Consider the following 15,846-nt stretch of genomic DNA (forward strand, 5'->3'; position numbering starts at 1 on the left):
TCTCCCTTCCTTCGACGAGGAAGCTTGCCATGACAACGCAGCTAGACGGCCTGTGTTCAGGACGGATCCCGACCTTGACTTCTCTATTGGGAAGCCGCCAGGGCCCGGGGGCGGTCTCAGTCGGTCTCAGTCGGTCTGCCCGAGCACTTCGGCGAGGTCGTAGCCCACGACCTCTTCCAGCTGGGCGTAGGTACAGCTCGCGGGTGTCCGGTCGGGCCGCCAGCGCCGGAACTGGGCGGTGTGCCGGAAGCGGTCGCCCTCCATGTGGTCGTAGCCGACCTCGACGACGCGTTCGGGGCGCAGCGGCACCCAGGAGAGGTCCTTCTTGCCGGTCCAGCGGCTCTGCGAGCCGGGGAGCCGGGCGCTCTCGTGGGCGGACTCCTCGGCCCAGGCCGCCCACGGGTGCCCGGTCGGATCGGCCATCCGCAGCGGCTCGAGCTCCTCCACCAGCTCGGCCCGGCGCTTCATGGGGAAGGCGGCGCAGACGCCCACGTGCTGGAGCGTGCCCCGGTCGTCGTGGAGGCCGAGCAGGAGCGATCCGACAATCGGACCGCTCTTGTGGAAACGGAAACCCGCGACGACGACGTCGGCGGTACGTTCGTGCTTGATCTTGTACATGAGGCGGGCATCGGGCCGGTAGGGGAGATCGAGCGGTTTGGCGATCACCCCGTCGAGCCCGGCGCCCTCGAAACGCTCGAACCACTCCTGCGCGAGCGCGGGGTCGGTGGTCGCGGGTGCGAGGTGGACGGGGGGCCGAGCGGTGGACAGGGACGTGACCAGGGCGGCACGGCGGTCGGTGAGCGGGGTGTCGAGGAGGGCCTCGTCGCCGAGGGCGAGCAGATCGAAGACGACGAAGCTGGCGGGGGTGGTCTCGGCCAGGAGGCTGACACGGGACTGCGCGGGATGGATCCGCTCGGTCAGCCGGTCGAAGTCCAGACGCCCGTCATGGACGATCACGATCTCGCCGTCCACGACGCAACGGCCGGGCAGGTTCGCCCTCAGGGCCTCCACCAGCTCAGGAAAGTACCTGGTCAAGGACTTACCCGTGCGGCTGCCGATCTCGACCTCGTCGCCGTCGCGATGCACGACCGCCCGGAAGCCGTCCCACTTGGCCTCGTACTGCATGCCGGGCGGGATCTTCGCCACTGACTTGGCGAGCATCGGTTTGACCGGCGGCATCACTGGCAGATCCATGCCATCGATTCTGCGGTGGTACGTCCGGACCCGCCCGGTATGCGCCGACGCTCCGGCGCGCCTACGGTGGCGCACATGGGTGCTGCTGGCAATGCGATCGAGCTGGAGGCGGCCGGGCGGACGGTACGGCTGTCCAGCCCGGACAAGGTGTACTTCCCGGAGCGCGGCCTCACCAAGCGGCACGTCGCCGAGTACTACCTGGCCGTCGCGGACGGCATCCTCCGCGCCCTCCGCGACCGGCCGACCACCCTGGAGCGCTATCCCGACGGGGTGGAGGGGGAGTCCTTCTTCCAGAAACGGGCCCCCAAGAACCTCCCCGACTGGATCCCCACCGCCCACATCGCCTTCCCGAGCGGCCGTTCGGCCGACGAGATCTGCCCGACCGAGCCCGCCGCCGTCCTGTGGGCGGCCAACCTGGGCTGCCTCACATTCCACCCCTGGCCGGTGCGCCGTGCGGACACCGACCGGCCCGACGAACTGCGCATCGACCTGGACCCGCAGCCGGGCACCGACTACCACCACGCGGTGGCCGCCGCCCATCAACTGCGCGCCCTCCTGGAGGAGCTGGGCCTGCGCGGCTGGCCCAAGACCTCCGGCGGCCGCGGACTGCACGTCTTCGTCCCGATCGAGCCGCGCTGGACCTTCACCGAGGTCCGCCGCTGCGCCATCGCCCTCGGACGGGAACTGGAGCGCCGCATGCCGGGCAAGGTCACGACGGCCTGGTGGAAGGAGGAACGCGGCGAGCGGATCTTCGTCGACTACAACCAGACGGCGCGGGACCGCACGATCGCCTCCGCCTACTCGGTCCGCCCCCGCCCGCACGCGCCGGTCTCGGCGCCGCTGCGCTGGGACGAGGTGGACGACGCCGAGCCGCAGGACTTCGACATCCTGACCATGCCGGCCCGCTTCGCCGAACTGGGCGATGTGCACGCGGACATGGAGGACCACGCCTTCACCCTGGACGCCGTACTGGACCTCGCCTCGCGCGACGAACACGAACACGGCCTGGGCGACATGCCGTACCCCCCGGACTACCCGAAAATGCCGGGCGAACCGAAACGAGTCCAACCCAGCCGAGCCAAACCCACCGACTGAGCCCCCGCCACGGCCGCGGACGGGGGCCGTTGTCAGTGCGGGGTGCGATGCTCCGGGAGGGGCTGCATACGTCATGTTGATCAGGCGTATAGCGGACGTCCATCCGCGCTGAGCAGTATCTCCGGCATGTCTATGAACACCTCTACCGCAACCACCAACACCGCCGCCTGGTACGAACTCGCCCTGTGCGCCCAGACCGGGCCGGGCTTCTTCTTCCCGGAGCCGGGCTCCTCATTGCGCGATGCGAAGCGGCTGTGCGGGGCGTGCGAGGGGCGGGTGGCGTGCCTGGAATACGCCCTGGCCAATGACGAGCGCTTCGGGGTCTGGGGCGGCCTCTCGGAGGCGGAGCGCCTCGCGCTCCGCCGCAGCTGATTCAGGTCCGAGTAGCCTTCCCGCTGGCACGTACCAAGCCCACCCGCCGCGCGAGGTCGAACCCATCGCCACCACACTCCTCGCGCCGCGGCGTGTGGGGCACGACCCGCACGGGGTAATGCCCCCCGACGGGCGACACGACCCCACCGAAACGAGGGTCGCCCGCGAACCAGATCCGGTCCGGGTGGTCGTTCTCCAACTGCGCGAGCGCGATCGGGAACGGCAGGATGCGCAGCGTGGCCGTGAAGTCATCCCGAAACGGGATGGCGATGGTCGCCGGGCTGCCGGTCGCGCGGCGCGGATACCGGCATGGCCAATCCCGCCAGGGATAGGCCTGCAGTACGGCTGCGACCCGACGCCGTCTGATGAAGGCGATGATGACCCACGGTAGGTAGGGCACGACGAGCACAGTGATCAGCGCAAAGACCGTGCCTGCATGGGGGATTCGGCCGATGCAGGCGAGAGCGATCAGTGGGGGGCCGCCCAGGCTGAGTACCCATTTGAGACGGCGGATTGCCAAACGCCTGTAGCCGACTTCCGTGGGTGGGTGGTCCCATGCCACCTTGGCGAGTGCGAGGCTCATTGGAGCACCTCCAAGATGCGTGATGTCCCGGCTGCTGGCGGCGCACTCACGTCGGGGTCGGCGAAGAGGGTGGTGTGGACGACCGCCTCAAGGATGTCCGTGTAGGCATCAGCGTGCTGCGTTGACGCGCTGGTCAGATCAAGGATGAGTAGGTGGAGTCCATCCGGATGCACGGTCGCCACTCTGGCTTGAAACAGCCGATCCTCCACGTCGGGTACGGAAATGGTCCCCGCAACCAGGCAACAGGGGAGTCGGGACGGTAGATCGATGAACCGACGGATGGAGCTGATCCAGAGCGACGAGCGAGCGATGGCCAGCGCCGTACGGGCCACAGCGAGCCGGGGATTGGATTGCTCGACGGGCCGGATGGTCAGGGCGAACAAGGATGTAGCGACGCCGGCCGGCTCTTCGGGGTGAAGGCCGATCGCGGTGTGTACGACATCGTGATCGGTGAGCTCTTCAAGGCCGTCGATGAGCCGGGACAGTTCTCTCCGCGAGTCGGAGCTGCCCAGGGCTTCGGCGAACGCGTCCAACGTTGTCCTGTCACTTGGACGGATGTCGTGGAAGCCCGCAGGCAGGCGGAACCAGATCGGCGGGACGGGGCTCTGCTGTGTCATGGCCGCAGCACCGACCAGACGTGATGCGACCTCTTGACGGCTGAGGGTGCGTCGTCGAGCACTCCTCGGGCGCCGTCTACGGTGGTGGAACTGTGTTCGACAGTCTCGTTGTCCGAGGTGTAATCGATGACGGCGGTCAAGGCCCCCGTACCAGCCACCGCCACCCCCACTCGGTCACGGGTCTCTTGGGCCGATGACCGCATGGCCCACCCCGTGAGGGGGCTCTCCACCTGCCGTAGGTCGTCGGCCGAGGACCACGCCGCCTGGCGGAAGGCCGTGGTGCCCGGGGCCAGGGCTGTCAGGGCGCTCGCTTCCGGGGCGGCTGCCATGGCCGCGCGGGCGGCTGCCGTGCCGGCCTTGGCGCCGGAGGCGATCGCGGCCACGCCGGGGACGGAGCCCGCGGTGTCTCCCAGGAGGGTGACGCTGCTCTTCCAGAAGTCCGCGTCGAACTGGCCCTTGGTGAAGCCATCCGTCAGCGACTTGCGGAACTTCGGGTCCGAGGTGTGCATGGCCAGCGCGGCCAAGGACAGGCCGCTGCCCACCAGCATGATCGCCAGGCCCGCCGGTGGGAAGAACAGGGCCGTGGCGGCGCCGATCGCGCCCAGGATCGCCGATGCGTTCGAGAGGGCGTCCGCCGGGTCTTCGGTGATCTTCTGCCAGATCGAGGCCAGGAGGCCCGGTTCCTTCGGGGCCAGTTTGTCCGTCGCGGCGTTCAGCGTGGCGGCCACCCGGCGGGCCGCTGCCGCGTGGTCGGCGGCGAGTTCGCGGGCCAGGCGGCGGGCGTCGGCCAGATCCTCCTCCGTCTTCGCCGCAGCCGCCCGGGCCTCGTAGCGGGCGGCCAGCTCGCGGTGCGCGACCAGGGTGTCATGCCATCCCGTGAGGCGGCGGGCGGCCTCCGTCAGGGAGGTGTGGGCCGACGCCAGGTAGCGGGGGAGGTCCCGCGAGAGGGAGGCGCGGAAGGCGGTCGCCGCCTCGCCCTGCCAGGACGAGCTGTGGGAGACGAGGTCCGTCACCACGCGGGAGGCCTCGCCGAGGGACTTCGCCGACGCGCCGAGCTTCTTGGTCAGGGCCAGGACCGCGCCGGGGTTTCCCGGGGCCGGGTCGAAGCCCAGTGCCGCGTGCTCAGCCATGGGTGGCCGCCGCCCGGAGGAAGGCCGCGCGGACGGCCTGCTCCAGCTCCGCGTACTCCGCGGCGCTGCGGTCCACGCCCTCCCGTACGGCCTTGACCCGCTTGGTCAGCTCCCGCGTGCCGTAGGCCCAGCGTTCCTGGAAGCCGTCGCACGCCGCATCGAGATCCGCCGTGCCCAGCTGGTCGGGCCGTACGTGGTCCAGCGCCCGCCGGGCCTCCCGCAGGGAGCCCAGCGAGGAGTCCAGGGCGCGGGTCAAACGGGTCAGCTGGTCGATGTCCACCTGCAGTGACGTCATGACGGGAAACCCTGGCAGAGCACGGCCCTGCCAGGGCAATCGGCGTCACTCGCCCGAGCGGGCGGAAACCGGTCAGCCCTTGCGGGACGCCATGCGGGCCGCGCGGGCGGCCAGCTTCTCGTCGAACTTCTTGGCCTCGGTGTCCAGGCCGTGCATGAACAGGCCGAGCTCGTCCTGGGCCTTCTGCCCCTCCGGGCCGAGGTCGGCGATGTCCATGACCTTGAGGAAGCGGAGTACCGGGGCCAGCACGTCGTCGTGGTGGATCCGCAGGTTGTAGACCCCGCCGATGGCCATCTGCGCGGCCATGCGCTCGAAGCCGGGCATGCCGTGTCCGGGCATCCGGAAGTTGACGACGACGTCGCGCACCGCCTGCATGGTCAGGTCCGGGGCGAGCTCGAAGGCCGCGCCCAGCAGGTTGCGGTAGAAGATCATGTGCAGGTTCTCGTCCTGCGCGATGCGCGCGAGCATGCGGTCGCAGACCGGGTCACCGGACTGGTGGCCGGTGTTGCGGTGCGAGATGCGGGTGGCGAGCTCCTGGAAGGCCACGTACGCCACCGAGTGCAGCATGGAGTGGCGGTTGTCGGACTCGAAGCCCTCCGACATGTGCTGCATGCGGAACGCTTCCAGCTTGTCCGGGTCCACGGCGCGCGAGGCCAGCAGGTAGTCGCGCATCACGATGCCGTGGCGGCCCTCCTCGGCCGTCCAGCGGTGCACCCAGGTGCCCCAGGCGCCGTTGCGGCCGAAGAGCGTCGCGATCTCGTGGTGGTAGCTGGGGAGGTTGTCCTCGGTCAGCAGGTTCACGACGAGCGCGATCTTGCCGATGTCGGTGACCTTGGACTGCTGCGGGTCCCAGGCCTCGCCGTCCTCGAAGAAGCCCGGGAAGTTCCGGCCGTCGCTCCACGGAACGTACTCGTGGGGCATCCAGTCCTTGGTGACCGCCAAGTGGCGGTTGAGCTCCTTCTCGACCACTTCTTCCAGCGCGTACAGCAGCTTGGCGTCGGTCCACGCCTCCGAGCTGCCGAGGTGGGGAGAGGTGATCGTCACGGGTACTCCTGGGTGCAAAGCGAATTACCTACGGTTCCGTAGCCTACGGAGTCGTAGGTTAAGCGCGACATCAAGACCAGCCAAGCCCCGCGCGTGTCTATGTCCGGTTACATCCGGTTATCTGTGCAGTTTGGGAGGGGCTTGAGGGGGAAACGAAAGCGCAAATTCATGCCAGCAGGTGGTCCGCGGCGCCTGCCTTGACGGCCGAGATCAGCGCGCGGAGGGCGTCGACGGAGTCGGACACGTAGGCGGCGGACCCCGTCGTTCCGATGTGTGCCCGCCCGTCGGTGCCGCGGCCGAGGCGGAAGCAGTTGGCGCCCTCGCTGCAGAACGGCTCCGACCAGGCGATGTCCGTGCGGGTCGGGCGGGCCGCGGGGGCCGTACGTTCCGTGTGGTTCGCGCGGCTCATGGCGGCGGCCGCGGCGGCTCTGGGGCTGATCATGTCGTTCTCCGGTCTCCTCGGTCTTCGCGCCGGACCCGCTCACAGGTCCCGCGCGACGGTGCGGATGAAATCGCGGGAGGCGGCCGCCGGCAGGGCCAGGGCGCGCAGCCGCGCCAGCAGTCCCCGGTAGCGCGCCAGCTTCGGGGCCGCGTCGACCAGCAGCGAGCCGTGCGAGCTGTCCAGCTGCACGGTGTCCAGCCGCCTCAGGGCCGCCGCGGCGTACGTGAAGGACTGGCCGGACCCCGGGAAGCCGCCGGCGCTGAACGGGATGACGCGGACCGACGTACGCTCCCGCTCGGACAGTGCGAGCAGGTGCTCCAGCTGCTGTCTGGCCACCCTCGGGCCGCCGAACCGCATCCGCAGCGCCGCCTCGTGCACCACCGCCTCGTACAGCGGCGGCCACTCCCGCGCGAACACCTGCTGGCGGCCCATCCGCAGCGCGAGCCTGGCCTGGAGATCGGGCTCCGGCAGCGGCGGGTCGGCGGCGGCGAAGACGGCCCGCGCGTGCGCCTCGGTCTGGAGCAGTCCGGGTATGTGCGTGGCCACCGCGGTGTGCAGGCCGACCGAGTGGTGCTCCAGCTCGCAGATGTCGAGCAGCTCGGGCGGCACGGCCCCCCGGTGCCGCTCCCACCACTCCTTGTGCCGCTCCCGCGCCATCGCCGCGAGCAGGCCCACCAGGGCCGGGTCCCGGCAGTCGTAGTGGTGCGCGAGGGTGCGGACCCGCTCGGCGCTGATGCCGATCCGGCCGGATTCGATGTTGGGGATCCGGGTGCGGTCGACGCCGAGCAGGGCCGCGGCCCGCTGGACCGACATGCCCGACTCCTCACGGAGCCTGCGCAGCTCGGCGCCGAGGCGCCGCTGCCTGGCGGTCGGTGTGCTTCTGGGTGGCACGGTTCCCCTCTCCCGCTGCACCGAGTCCCGCTACGTTCGGTAGCGCAGTATTACACAGAGTGACTCTCGTGCCTCGTGTGACGCACCCTCGTGGGGGGAGGGAACCGCGAGCGCAGTGCCCCTCAGGCGGTCATCCGTGCCACAGGGCCTCCCGGACCTCCTCGGCCGTGGTCGGCCGCAGCTCGCCGTCCAGCAGCAGCCAGCGCGTGACGCCGATCGACTCCAGGAACGGCACGTCGTGGCTGGCCACCACGAGCGCGCCCTGGTACGACTCCAGCGCGTCGGTCAACTGCCGCACGCTCGCCAGGTCGAGGTTGTTCGTCGGTTCGTCCAGCATCAGGAGCTGCGGGGCGGGCTCCGCCAGGAGCAGTGCCGCCAGCGCCGCCCGGAACCGCTCGCCGCCCGACAGGGTGCCGGCCGCCCGGTCCGCCCTGCCGCCCCGGAAGAGGAAGTGCGCCAGCCGGGCCCGGATCAGGTTGTTGCCGGCCTGCGGGGCGAACCGGGCCACGTTCTCCACGACCGAGCGGTCCTCGTCCAGCACGTCCAGTCGCTGCGGCAGGAACCGTGTGGCCACATGGGTCTCGGCGGTCCCGGACTCCGGTGCGAGCTGTCCCGCGATCGTGCGCAGCAGCGTGGTCTTGCCCGAGCCGTTGCGCCCCACCAGGGCGATCCGCTCCGGGCCGCGGAGCTCCCACTCGCCCGGCACGCGGGCGCCGTGGGGCAGGTGCAGATCGCTGAGGGTCAGGACGCGCCGCCCGGGCGGGACCACGGTGGCGGGCAGTTGGATGCGGATCTCGGCGTCGTCGCGGACCGCCTCCACCGCCTGGTCCAGCCGCTCCTTGGCCTGGGCCAGCTTTTCGGTGTGCATGATGCGGTGCTTGCCCGCCGATTCCTGGGCCGCGCGTTTGCGCGCGCCCATCACGATCTTCGGCTCGCGCTTGTTCTCGAACATCTTCTGGCCGTACCGCTTGCGCCGGGCCAATTTGACCTGTGCGTCGGCCAGTTCCCGCTTCTGCCGCTGTACGTCCGCCTCCGCGACCCGGACCATCCGTTCGGCCGCGTCCTGTTCGGCCGCGAGCAGGGTCTCGTAGTCGGTGAAGTTGCCTCCGTACCAGCGGACTTCGCCGTCGCGCAGGTCGGCGATCTGGTCGACCCGTTCCAGCAGCTCCCGGTCGTGGCTGACCAGGAGCATCACCCCGGACCAGGACTCGACGGCTGCGTACAGACGGCCCCGGGCGCGCAGGTCCAGGTTGTTGGTGGGCTCGTCCAGCAGCAGGACGTCGGGCCGGGCCAGCAGCAGTGAGGCCAGCCGCAGCAGGACGGACTCCCCGCCGGAGAGCTCGCCGACGGTACGGTCCAGGCCGATCCGGCCGAGACCGAGCTGGTCGAGCGTGGCCAGGGCCCGCTCCTCCACGTCCCAGTCGTCGCCGACGGCCGTGAAGTTCGCCTCGGTGGCCTCGTCCGCCTCGATGGCGTGGAGGGCGGCGCGCGCGGTGTGGATGCCGAGCGCCTCGTCCACGCGCAGCGCGGTGTCGAGGGTGACCGTCTGGGGGAGGTGGCCGACCGAGCCGGCGACGGACGACTGGCCCTCGGACGGGGTCAGTTCACCGGCGATCAGTTTCAACAGGGTCGACTTGCCGCTCCCGTTGAGTCCGATCAGGCCGGTGCGGCCGGGGCCGACGGCCAGGTTGAACCCGTCGAACACGGGGGTTCCGTCGGGCCAGTCGAAGGACAGGGCGGAGCAGGTGATGAATGCAGGGGCGTGACTCATGGAGGCCTCCAGGTTGCGTGAGTGGTGCGTGCAACGCGGGGAGACAGCCGACGCTCGGATGATGATCGCGCTCGTCACGGCGGCCGTGATGACGGGATCACGGTGATGGCGGGATCACGGGGCCATGGCGGTGACGGGGTCACGGTGATGGCGGGATCGCGGCGGTGACGGTCGCGGTGGTCGGTGTCTCGGACCTCAGAAGAGCAACGTCCTGCTCCGTTCGACGGCAATGGGGCGTCTACGAAGCTACGGGCGGCGAGCGACCGTCCGCAAACGATTTACGGCCGTGGTGGTCGCCGTGGTGATCGCCGCGGGCACCACCTCGGGATCGCCGTGCAGTTCAGCAGGTGTCGCGCATCAGCTCGGCCAGGCTGTGGTCCATGTCGAGGTAGAGGTGCTCCAGACCGGGCGGGACCACGGCCGCGGCCCGTTCCAGGAAGCGGTGCAGGTCGGCCGTCATCATCAGCACGATCGCGACCCCCTCCACCGCGTGGAACTCGATCGTGGTCCGGTCCCCGTCGTACGGCCGCACGCGCACGTCGCCGCATCCGGACGGGCGGTCCAGCCCGGACTCCAGCAGCTCGCGCGAGAAGGTCCACGAGACCTCGACGCCCTCCAGCGTGGCCGGGGCGGGAAAGGCCATGCGCACGGCGAAGGGGTCCGCCCGGTCGTAACAGAGGGTGACGGGAACGGTCTCGACCTTCGGCGCGGTTGCGACCAGACGGGCCTGCGCGGCCTGCTCGATGACAGTGATCAAGGCTCACTCCCTTGCGGCGGATCTGCTGCCGGACTGTGGGGGTGGAGCCCGGCAACCCGATAGACGCCGGAATCGGCAAATCCGTGCATGGGGGTTCGAGTGAGCTGTGTCACCGACTGGCCGGAACCTTTCTGTGTGATCGCACAGAGTGACCGGGCCGGCGGAAGCGTGCGAAGGCGGACCGGTACGCCGAGCGGGGGCGGGGAGCGCCCCAGAAGGGCCGGTTGTCGCTCACCCGACCGGCGGAACGCACCGTCGGACGCCCTCTGGACGGCGGTTCCGGGGTGCGTTAGCTTCCGGCGCCATGAGACCTCTGGATGGTGGAATTGGCATGTGCGCGGCAATCCTGGCGGTCGGGGTGCTCGCCGGCCCCGCACACGCCGAAGAGCAGGGCCGGGCAACGGACTTACGGGCGTCCGGCTGGGCCCTCAAGGAGACCGGCACGACGGCCCGCTTCCGCGGACTCGCCGCGGTCAGCCGGACCACGGCCTGGGTCGCCGGCTCCAGGGGGACCGTGCTGCGCACCCTCGACGGCGGCCGCAGCTGGCAGGACGTCTCGCCGCCGGGCGCTGCCGCGGAGGAACTGGAACTGCGCGACATCGAAGCCTTCGACGCCCGGCGAGCGGTGGCCCTGTCCATCGGCGAGGGCGAGGCCTCCAGGGTGCTGCGTACCGAGGACGGCGGCGCCACCTGGACCGAGGCCTTCCGCAACCCCGACCCGCGCGCCTTCTACGACTGCCTGACGTTCTTCGACGCCCGGCACGGGCTGGCCATGAGCGATCCGGTGGACGGGAAGTTCCGCATCCTCGCCACGGACGACGGCGGCCGCCACTGGCGCGTACTGCCCGGCGAGGGCATGCCCGAGGCGCTGCCGGGCGAGGCGGGCTTCGCCGCCAGCGGCCAGTGCCTGGTCAGCGCCGGCCCGCGCGACGTCTGGCTGGCCACCGGGGGCGGGGCGAGCGCACGGGTCCTGCACTCCGCGGACCGCGGCCGGACCTGGCGGGTGGCCGAATCCACCGTGCCGGCGGGTGATCCCGCGCGAGGCGTCTTCGCCCTCGCCTTCCGGGACCGTACGCGGGGCCTCGCCGTGGGCGGCGACTACCGCGCCGGCCAGGCCTCCCCGCAGGCCGCCGCGGTGTCCTCCGACGGGGGGCGCAGCTGGAGCGGGGCGACCACCCCGCCGCCGGCCTACCGGTCCGGAGCGGCCTGGTACCCGTACAGCGGCGGGACGGCCCTCGCGGTCGGGCCCACGGGCACGGACGTGACCACGGACGGTGGCCGCAACTGGCGGCCGCTGGACGCGGGTTCCTTCGACACGGTCGACTGCGCGCCCGACACCGGATGCTGGGCCGCGGGGGAGAAGGGCCGGGTCGCCCGGCTGGAACGCCGCTGACCCGGGGCCTGCCGCCCGCCGTCCGGCGGCAGGCCGCACCCGGCGGTCCGCCGCCCGCCGTCCCCGGCCCCGGCCGGGGGACGGCCTAGCCGAGCGGGTTCTCCCGGACCGTCGCCAGGTCCGCCGAGGTCTTCGTGGCGATGAACTCGGTGATGCGGTAGGCGCAGACGCCCGCGACCGTGAAGGGGTCCTCGGCCGCGATCCTCTCGATCTCGGCCCGGGACACCCCTCCGGCCAGGATGACGCCCCCTTCGCGCGGGACCTTGCGCCCCGACGCGAGGAAGACCCCGGAGGCGTAGTACCCGTCCAGCCAGGCGATGTGGGCGTCCATCTGCTCCTCGACTGCTTCGAGGGGCGCGGTGTAGGAGAGCTCCATGACAAACATGATCGTCAGGTTACTCTCGGTCCACCATGACGAGTGTGAAGACCCCCGCCGACGAGGCCGAGGCCCGGGCGATACAGGACGAACTGCGCCATCGCGTCGTACTCGGCGAGTCCGGGCCGCCGCCCGGCCGCGGGCTCGTGACCGGAGTGGACGTCGCCTACGACGACACGCGCGACCTGGTCGCCGCCGCGGCCGTGGTGCTCGACGCCGCCACCCTGGAGGTCGTCGAGGAGGCCACCGCCGTCGGGCACGTCAGCTTCCCCTACGTGCCGGGGCTGCTCGCCTTCCGCGAGCTGCCGACCGTCCTGGCCGCCCTCGACGCCCTGACCGCCGGGCCCGGTCTCGTCGTCTGTGACGGCTACGGCCTCGCCCACCCCCGCGGCTTCGGCCTCGCCTGCCACCTCGGGGTGGTCACGGGGCTCCCCTCCATCGGTGTCGCGAAGAACCCGTTCACCTTCACCCATGACGAGCCGGGCGCCCGGCGCGGCGACGCCTCCGCGCTGTTCGCCGCCGACGGGACCGAGGTCGGGCGGGCTCTGCGGACGCAGGACGCCACCAAGCCGGTGTTCGTCTCGGTCGGGCACAAGGTGTCGCTCGACAACGCCTGCGCGCACGTCCTGGCGCTGAGCCCGCGCTTCCGGATCCCGGAGACCACCCGCCGCGCCGACTCTCTGTGCCGCAGGGCGCTGCGGGAGGCCTCCTGAGCCGGCCCGCCGTCAGCGGGCGTCGGCCACCCGGAAGGTGATCCCCGCCTTCTGCAGACGGTGGATCAAGGCGTCGCCCATCGCCACGGCGGTCGTCACCTGCCCGGCGGTCTCCGGCAGCGCGTCGTGGGCCAGGCAGAGCGCCGACTCCGCCAGCATCTTCGCGGTCTCCCCGTACCCCGGATCGCCGCCGGACACCTCGGTGAACACGCGCCGGCCGCCGCCCTCGCCCACGAACCGCACGGTGAACCAGCTACGGGCCCGCCGCTCCGCGTCCGGCCCGCGGCCGGGCTCCCAGCGGTCCATCAGCCACCGCCGGGCGGGCGGCACCTGTGCCAGCGCCGCCGTCGCGCCCACCGCCGCCGCACCGCCCAGCGCGACGGGCAGGTGCCGGACGGAGGCGTAGTGCCGGTAGCGGAAGTCCGGGCCGTAGCGCTCCAGCGCGGCCGCGGACCGGGCGACGATCCGCGGGTCCAGCGAGGGCAGCGGCAGCGCCCAGGTGCCGGTCTCGCGACTGAACCGCGGCGCGCCCAGCGGCCCGCGCGCCCGGCGCCCCAGCGGCCGGGGCTCGTGCAGCCGGCGGGCGTGCGCGGCCGCCAGGGTCTGGGGTCCGCGCCCCAGCGCGGTCAGTGCGGAGGCCAGGGTCCCGCCGGAGAAGAACGCGTTGGACCGCATGAACCCGTCGACCGTCAGCGGGACCCCCTCCGGCAGCTGCCGGACCGTGAAGTACGCGCCGAGGTCGGCCGGGATCGAGTCGAAACCGCACGCGTGGACGAGCCGGGCCCCGGTCTCGCGGGCCCGCGCGTCGTGCTCCACGTACATCCGGTCCACGAACTCCGGTTCGCCGGTCAGGTCCACGTAGTCCGTGCCCGCCTCGGTGCAGGCGGCCACGAGCTCGGCCCCGTACCAGACGTACGGCCCCACGGTCGTGGCCAGCACCCGGGTGGACATGGCCAGTTCGCGCACGGCGGTGGCGTCCTGGGCGTCCGCGCGCAGCAGCGGCAGCGCCGCGCACGCGGGATCGACCGCGGCCAGCCGCTCGCGCAGCCGCTCCAGCTTCGCGAGGTCCCGGCCGGCGAGCGCCCACCGGCAGCCGGCGGGTGCGTGCACGGCGAGGTACTCGGCGGTCAGTGCCCCCACGAACCCGGTGGCGCCGAAGAGCACGACGTCGTAGGCCCGTTCCGGCTGGTCCTGCGGGACCCCTGCGTTCATGAGAGCTCCTCCAGTGGGTGTCGGGTGCCCGAGGCTAGCGCGGCGGTCCGGCGTCCGCGCGAGCGGGCGCCGGGAGGGTGTGGCGAGAACCGTTCCCGCGGCGGGAGCGGGCCGCCGGGACGACGGCGCCCCGGGAACGGCCGTGCGGCCGCGCCCGGGGCGCCGTGGGTTCACCTGCCGGTGGATCAGCCCTGCTGGTAGAGGCCGAAGAGGTCGATGATGAGGTCGATGTCGTCCCAGCCGCGGTTCCAGACGTCGATGATGCCGTTGCTGCCGGTGCTCGCCTGGATCAGGTTCGGGACGGTGGCGCCCTTCGTCCAGTTCAGGTTGGAGGAGTTCGGCGGCGTCGGCCACTGCGCCGTGCGGTTGATGTAGTCGTCCATCGAGTTCGGGTCCGGGGTGGCCGTGAGGTACCCGTCGCCCTCGGTGTTGGTGACCGTGGCGTTGAGCACGAAGCCCGTGATGCTCGGGTCGTCGTAGGACAGCGGCATGTAGATGTAGTCCTGGCCCCACAGCTTCCCGTAGACCGGGTCGTTGGGGTCACGCGTGTCGCCCAGGCGCTCCGGCGTGATCGGCCGGAAGGCGCTCTTGCTGTCGGTGCTGTAGTAGCCGACCACGTCGACGATGACGTCGACGCCCGCCCAGGCGCCGTTGAAGACGCTGATCTTGCCGTCCTGGCCGACGGGGACGATGACCGAGTTGGCGATCGTCTGGCCCGCGGTGAAGTTCAGGTTCGACGCGGTCGGGGTGGCGCCGCCGCCCGGGAAGACCGACAGGTGGCCGGCCTCCTTCGGGTTGGTGACCGTCACGTTCAGCGCCACGGCGCTGATGCCCTGGGGCACGCCGCGCAGGCCGCTGATCTGGGTGGAGAAGGTCTTCCGGCCGCCGAGCTGGCCCCTCGCCGCACCGAGGCCCTCACGGGTGTCGACGAAGCGGGACGGGGCGACCGGCGTGTAACCGCTGGAGGCGGTCGTGGAGAAGTAGCCGGTGACGTCGGCGATCAGGTCCACGGGCATGCCGCCGCGGTTGGCGATCTCGACGTAGCCGTTCTTGCCGACCGGCACGATGACCAGGTTCGGGACGGTCTGACGGGCCTTGTAGTTGACGTTCGACGTGGTCGGACGCTCGGTGCCCTCGGGGAAGGCGGTGATGTGGCCGTCGGAGGAGGTGTTGGTGACCGTGATGTTGAGGACCACGGCGGTGACGCCGGCGGGGATCGAGCCGTTGCCGCCGATCTTCACGCGGGTCGAGCTGTAGGGCTTGACCATGCCCATCGGCGCGCCGGTCCCGTTGCGGGTGTCCAGCAGGCGGGTCGGGGCGTACGGGGTGAAGTCCGAGCCCTCGGTGACGAAGTTGACCTCGTTGACGGCCGAGAGGCTGTTCGCGGCGTCCGTCACGGTCACCTTGACCGTGTAGGAGCCGACCTCGGCGTAGGTGTGGCTCGTGGTCCGGAAGTCGGAGCCGTAGGCGTCGAAGACGTCCTGCTTCCCGTCGCCCCACTCGATGGTGACCTTCAGGGCGGTGTCCACGCTCGTGATGGTGGTGTCCACCTCGGTGGCGTGGGCCGTGGTGCCGTAAGCGGCGACGCCGACGGCGAGGTCCGCGTTGGCGTTGACGGACTGCACCTGCGGGGCGGCGGCCGCGCCGGTCTTTGCGGACGGCAGGGCCTTGCGGACCGTGCGGTCCGCGGGGCTGGTGAAGGCGTGGCCCTTGGCCTTGGCGTCCTTGCCGAGATCCAGGTCCGGCTTGGTGGTGCCGCGTGCGTCCGGCTTGGCCGGATCGGCCTGGGCCACGCCCGGGACGAGACCCACGCCCGCTGCGATGGCGGCAACGGAGATTACAAGACGGCGACGACGCACCGGTCCCCCACATGTGACTGATTGAACACTTGATCAGCTCGAAAGCGTGTTCAGAGTACAGACTCCCGGGGTGACCCATCAGGGGGGTGGGCCCCTGGATTC

The 15,846-nt window shown here is 71.4% G+C and carries 17 protein-coding genes; 4 read left to right on the top strand and 13 right to left on the bottom strand.

What is annotated here, in order from left to right; translation table 11 throughout:
- Window positions 1–126: 126 nt before the first annotated feature.
- Window positions 127–1,194, bottom strand: a complete 1,068-nt coding sequence (locus IH80_RS0132250; protein ID WP_030965191.1) for an ATP-dependent DNA ligase — start codon at window positions 1,192–1,194, stop codon at window positions 127–129.
- A 75-nt stretch (window positions 1,195–1,269) separates the two neighbouring features.
- On the opposite strand from IH80_RS0132250, the gene ligD reads away from it, so the two are divergent.
- Together ligD and IH80_RS0132260 are read left to right on the top strand one after the other, a co-directional pair.
- Window positions 1,270–2,289 carry a non-homologous end-joining DNA ligase gene (gene ligD, locus IH80_RS0132255; protein ID WP_030965192.1) on the top strand — a complete coding sequence of 340 codons (1,020 nt, stop codon included), beginning with the start codon at window positions 1,270–1,272 and terminating at the stop codon, window positions 2,287–2,289.
- 132 nt (window positions 2,290–2,421) lie between these two features.
- Entirely contained in the window at window positions 2,422–2,661 is a 240-nt protein-coding gene (locus tag IH80_RS0132260; RefSeq protein WP_030965193.1) for a WhiB family transcriptional regulator, read from the top strand.
- Between the two features lies 1 nt (window position 2,662).
- Here the strand turns inward: IH80_RS0132260 and IH80_RS0132265 are convergent, their stop codons facing one another.
- From IH80_RS0132265 to IH80_RS0132310, 9 genes are all read right to left on the bottom strand, one after another.
- Complete coding sequence (locus tag IH80_RS0132265; RefSeq protein WP_030965194.1) at window positions 2,663–3,244, bottom strand: hypothetical protein; 582 nt, start codon at window positions 3,242–3,244, stop codon at window positions 2,663–2,665.
- Window positions 3,241–3,861: a hypothetical protein gene (locus IH80_RS0132270; protein ID WP_030965196.1), complete on the bottom strand. Its 621-nt coding sequence runs from the start codon at window positions 3,859–3,861 to the stop codon at window positions 3,241–3,243. The genes IH80_RS0132265 and IH80_RS0132270 overlap by 4 nt, the downstream gene beginning before the upstream one ends.
- Window positions 3,858–4,991 (bottom strand): hypothetical protein, encoded by a 1,134-nt coding sequence (locus IH80_RS0132275; RefSeq protein WP_030965197.1) that lies wholly within the window; start codon window positions 4,989–4,991, stop codon window positions 3,858–3,860. Before IH80_RS0132275 ends, IH80_RS0132270 begins: the two co-directional genes overlap by 4 nt.
- A complete protein-coding gene (locus tag IH80_RS0132280) occupies window positions 4,984–5,286 on the bottom strand; it encodes a hypothetical protein (protein WP_030965198.1) in 303 nt (100 codons plus the stop codon). The genes IH80_RS0132275 and IH80_RS0132280 overlap by 8 nt, the downstream gene beginning before the upstream one ends.
- 72 nt (window positions 5,287–5,358) lie before the next feature.
- On the bottom strand, window positions 5,359–6,330 hold the full coding sequence (locus IH80_RS0132285) for an acyl-ACP desaturase (protein ID WP_030965199.1): 972 nt from the start codon (window positions 6,328–6,330) through the stop codon (window positions 5,359–5,361).
- Between the two features lie 166 nt (window positions 6,331–6,496).
- The gene (locus IH80_RS0132290) at window positions 6,497–6,772 is read right to left on the bottom strand and encodes a hypothetical protein (RefSeq protein WP_324609441.1); all 276 of its coding nucleotides are present in this window, start codon (window positions 6,770–6,772) and stop codon (window positions 6,497–6,499) included.
- A gap of 39 nt (window positions 6,773–6,811) precedes the next feature.
- The gene (locus IH80_RS0132295) at window positions 6,812–7,663 is read right to left on the bottom strand and encodes a helix-turn-helix domain-containing protein (protein WP_030965201.1); all 852 of its coding nucleotides are present in this window, start codon (window positions 7,661–7,663) and stop codon (window positions 6,812–6,814) included.
- A gap of 130 nt (window positions 7,664–7,793) precedes the next feature.
- Entirely contained in the window at window positions 7,794–9,434 is a 1,641-nt protein-coding gene (locus IH80_RS0132300) for an ABC-F family ATP-binding cassette domain-containing protein (RefSeq protein WP_199819339.1), read from the bottom strand.
- Window positions 9,435–9,774: 340 nt separating this feature from the next.
- Window positions 9,775–10,191, bottom strand: a complete 417-nt coding sequence (locus IH80_RS0132310) for an SsgA family sporulation/cell division regulator (protein ID WP_030965204.1) — start codon at window positions 10,189–10,191, stop codon at window positions 9,775–9,777.
- Between the two features lie 331 nt (window positions 10,192–10,522).
- On the opposite strand from IH80_RS0132310, the gene IH80_RS0132315 reads away from it, so the two are divergent.
- Window positions 10,523–11,584 carry an oxidoreductase gene (locus tag IH80_RS0132315; protein WP_037881788.1) on the top strand — a complete coding sequence of 354 codons (1,062 nt, stop codon included), beginning with the start codon at window positions 10,523–10,525 and terminating at the stop codon, window positions 11,582–11,584.
- A gap of 85 nt (window positions 11,585–11,669) precedes the next feature.
- Here IH80_RS0132315 and IH80_RS0132320 read toward each other — a convergent pair whose 3' ends face one another.
- Window positions 11,670–11,969: a YciI family protein gene (locus tag IH80_RS0132320; protein ID WP_030965206.1), complete on the bottom strand. Its 300-nt coding sequence runs from the start codon at window positions 11,967–11,969 to the stop codon at window positions 11,670–11,672.
- A 26-nt stretch (window positions 11,970–11,995) separates the two neighbouring features.
- On the opposite strand from IH80_RS0132320, the gene IH80_RS0132325 reads away from it, so the two are divergent.
- Window positions 11,996–12,673 (top strand): endonuclease V, encoded by a 678-nt coding sequence (locus tag IH80_RS0132325; protein WP_030965208.1) that lies wholly within the window; start codon window positions 11,996–11,998, stop codon window positions 12,671–12,673.
- Window positions 12,674–12,685: 12 nt separating this feature from the next.
- Here the strand turns inward: IH80_RS0132325 and IH80_RS0132330 are convergent, their stop codons facing one another.
- Window positions 12,686–13,885: a saccharopine dehydrogenase family protein gene (locus tag IH80_RS0132330; RefSeq protein ID WP_030965209.1), complete on the bottom strand. Its 1,200-nt coding sequence runs from the start codon at window positions 13,883–13,885 to the stop codon at window positions 12,686–12,688.
- Window positions 13,886–14,070: 185 nt separating this feature from the next.
- Window positions 14,071–15,696 (bottom strand): PKD domain-containing protein, encoded by a 1,626-nt coding sequence (locus tag IH80_RS39985; protein ID WP_037881791.1) that lies wholly within the window; start codon window positions 15,694–15,696, stop codon window positions 14,071–14,073.
- Window positions 15,697–15,846 lie beyond the last annotated feature (150 nt).

The organism is Streptomyces sp. NRRL S-378 (assembly GCF_000720645.1).
GTDB lineage: Bacteria > Actinomycetota > Actinomycetes > Streptomycetales > Streptomycetaceae > Streptomyces.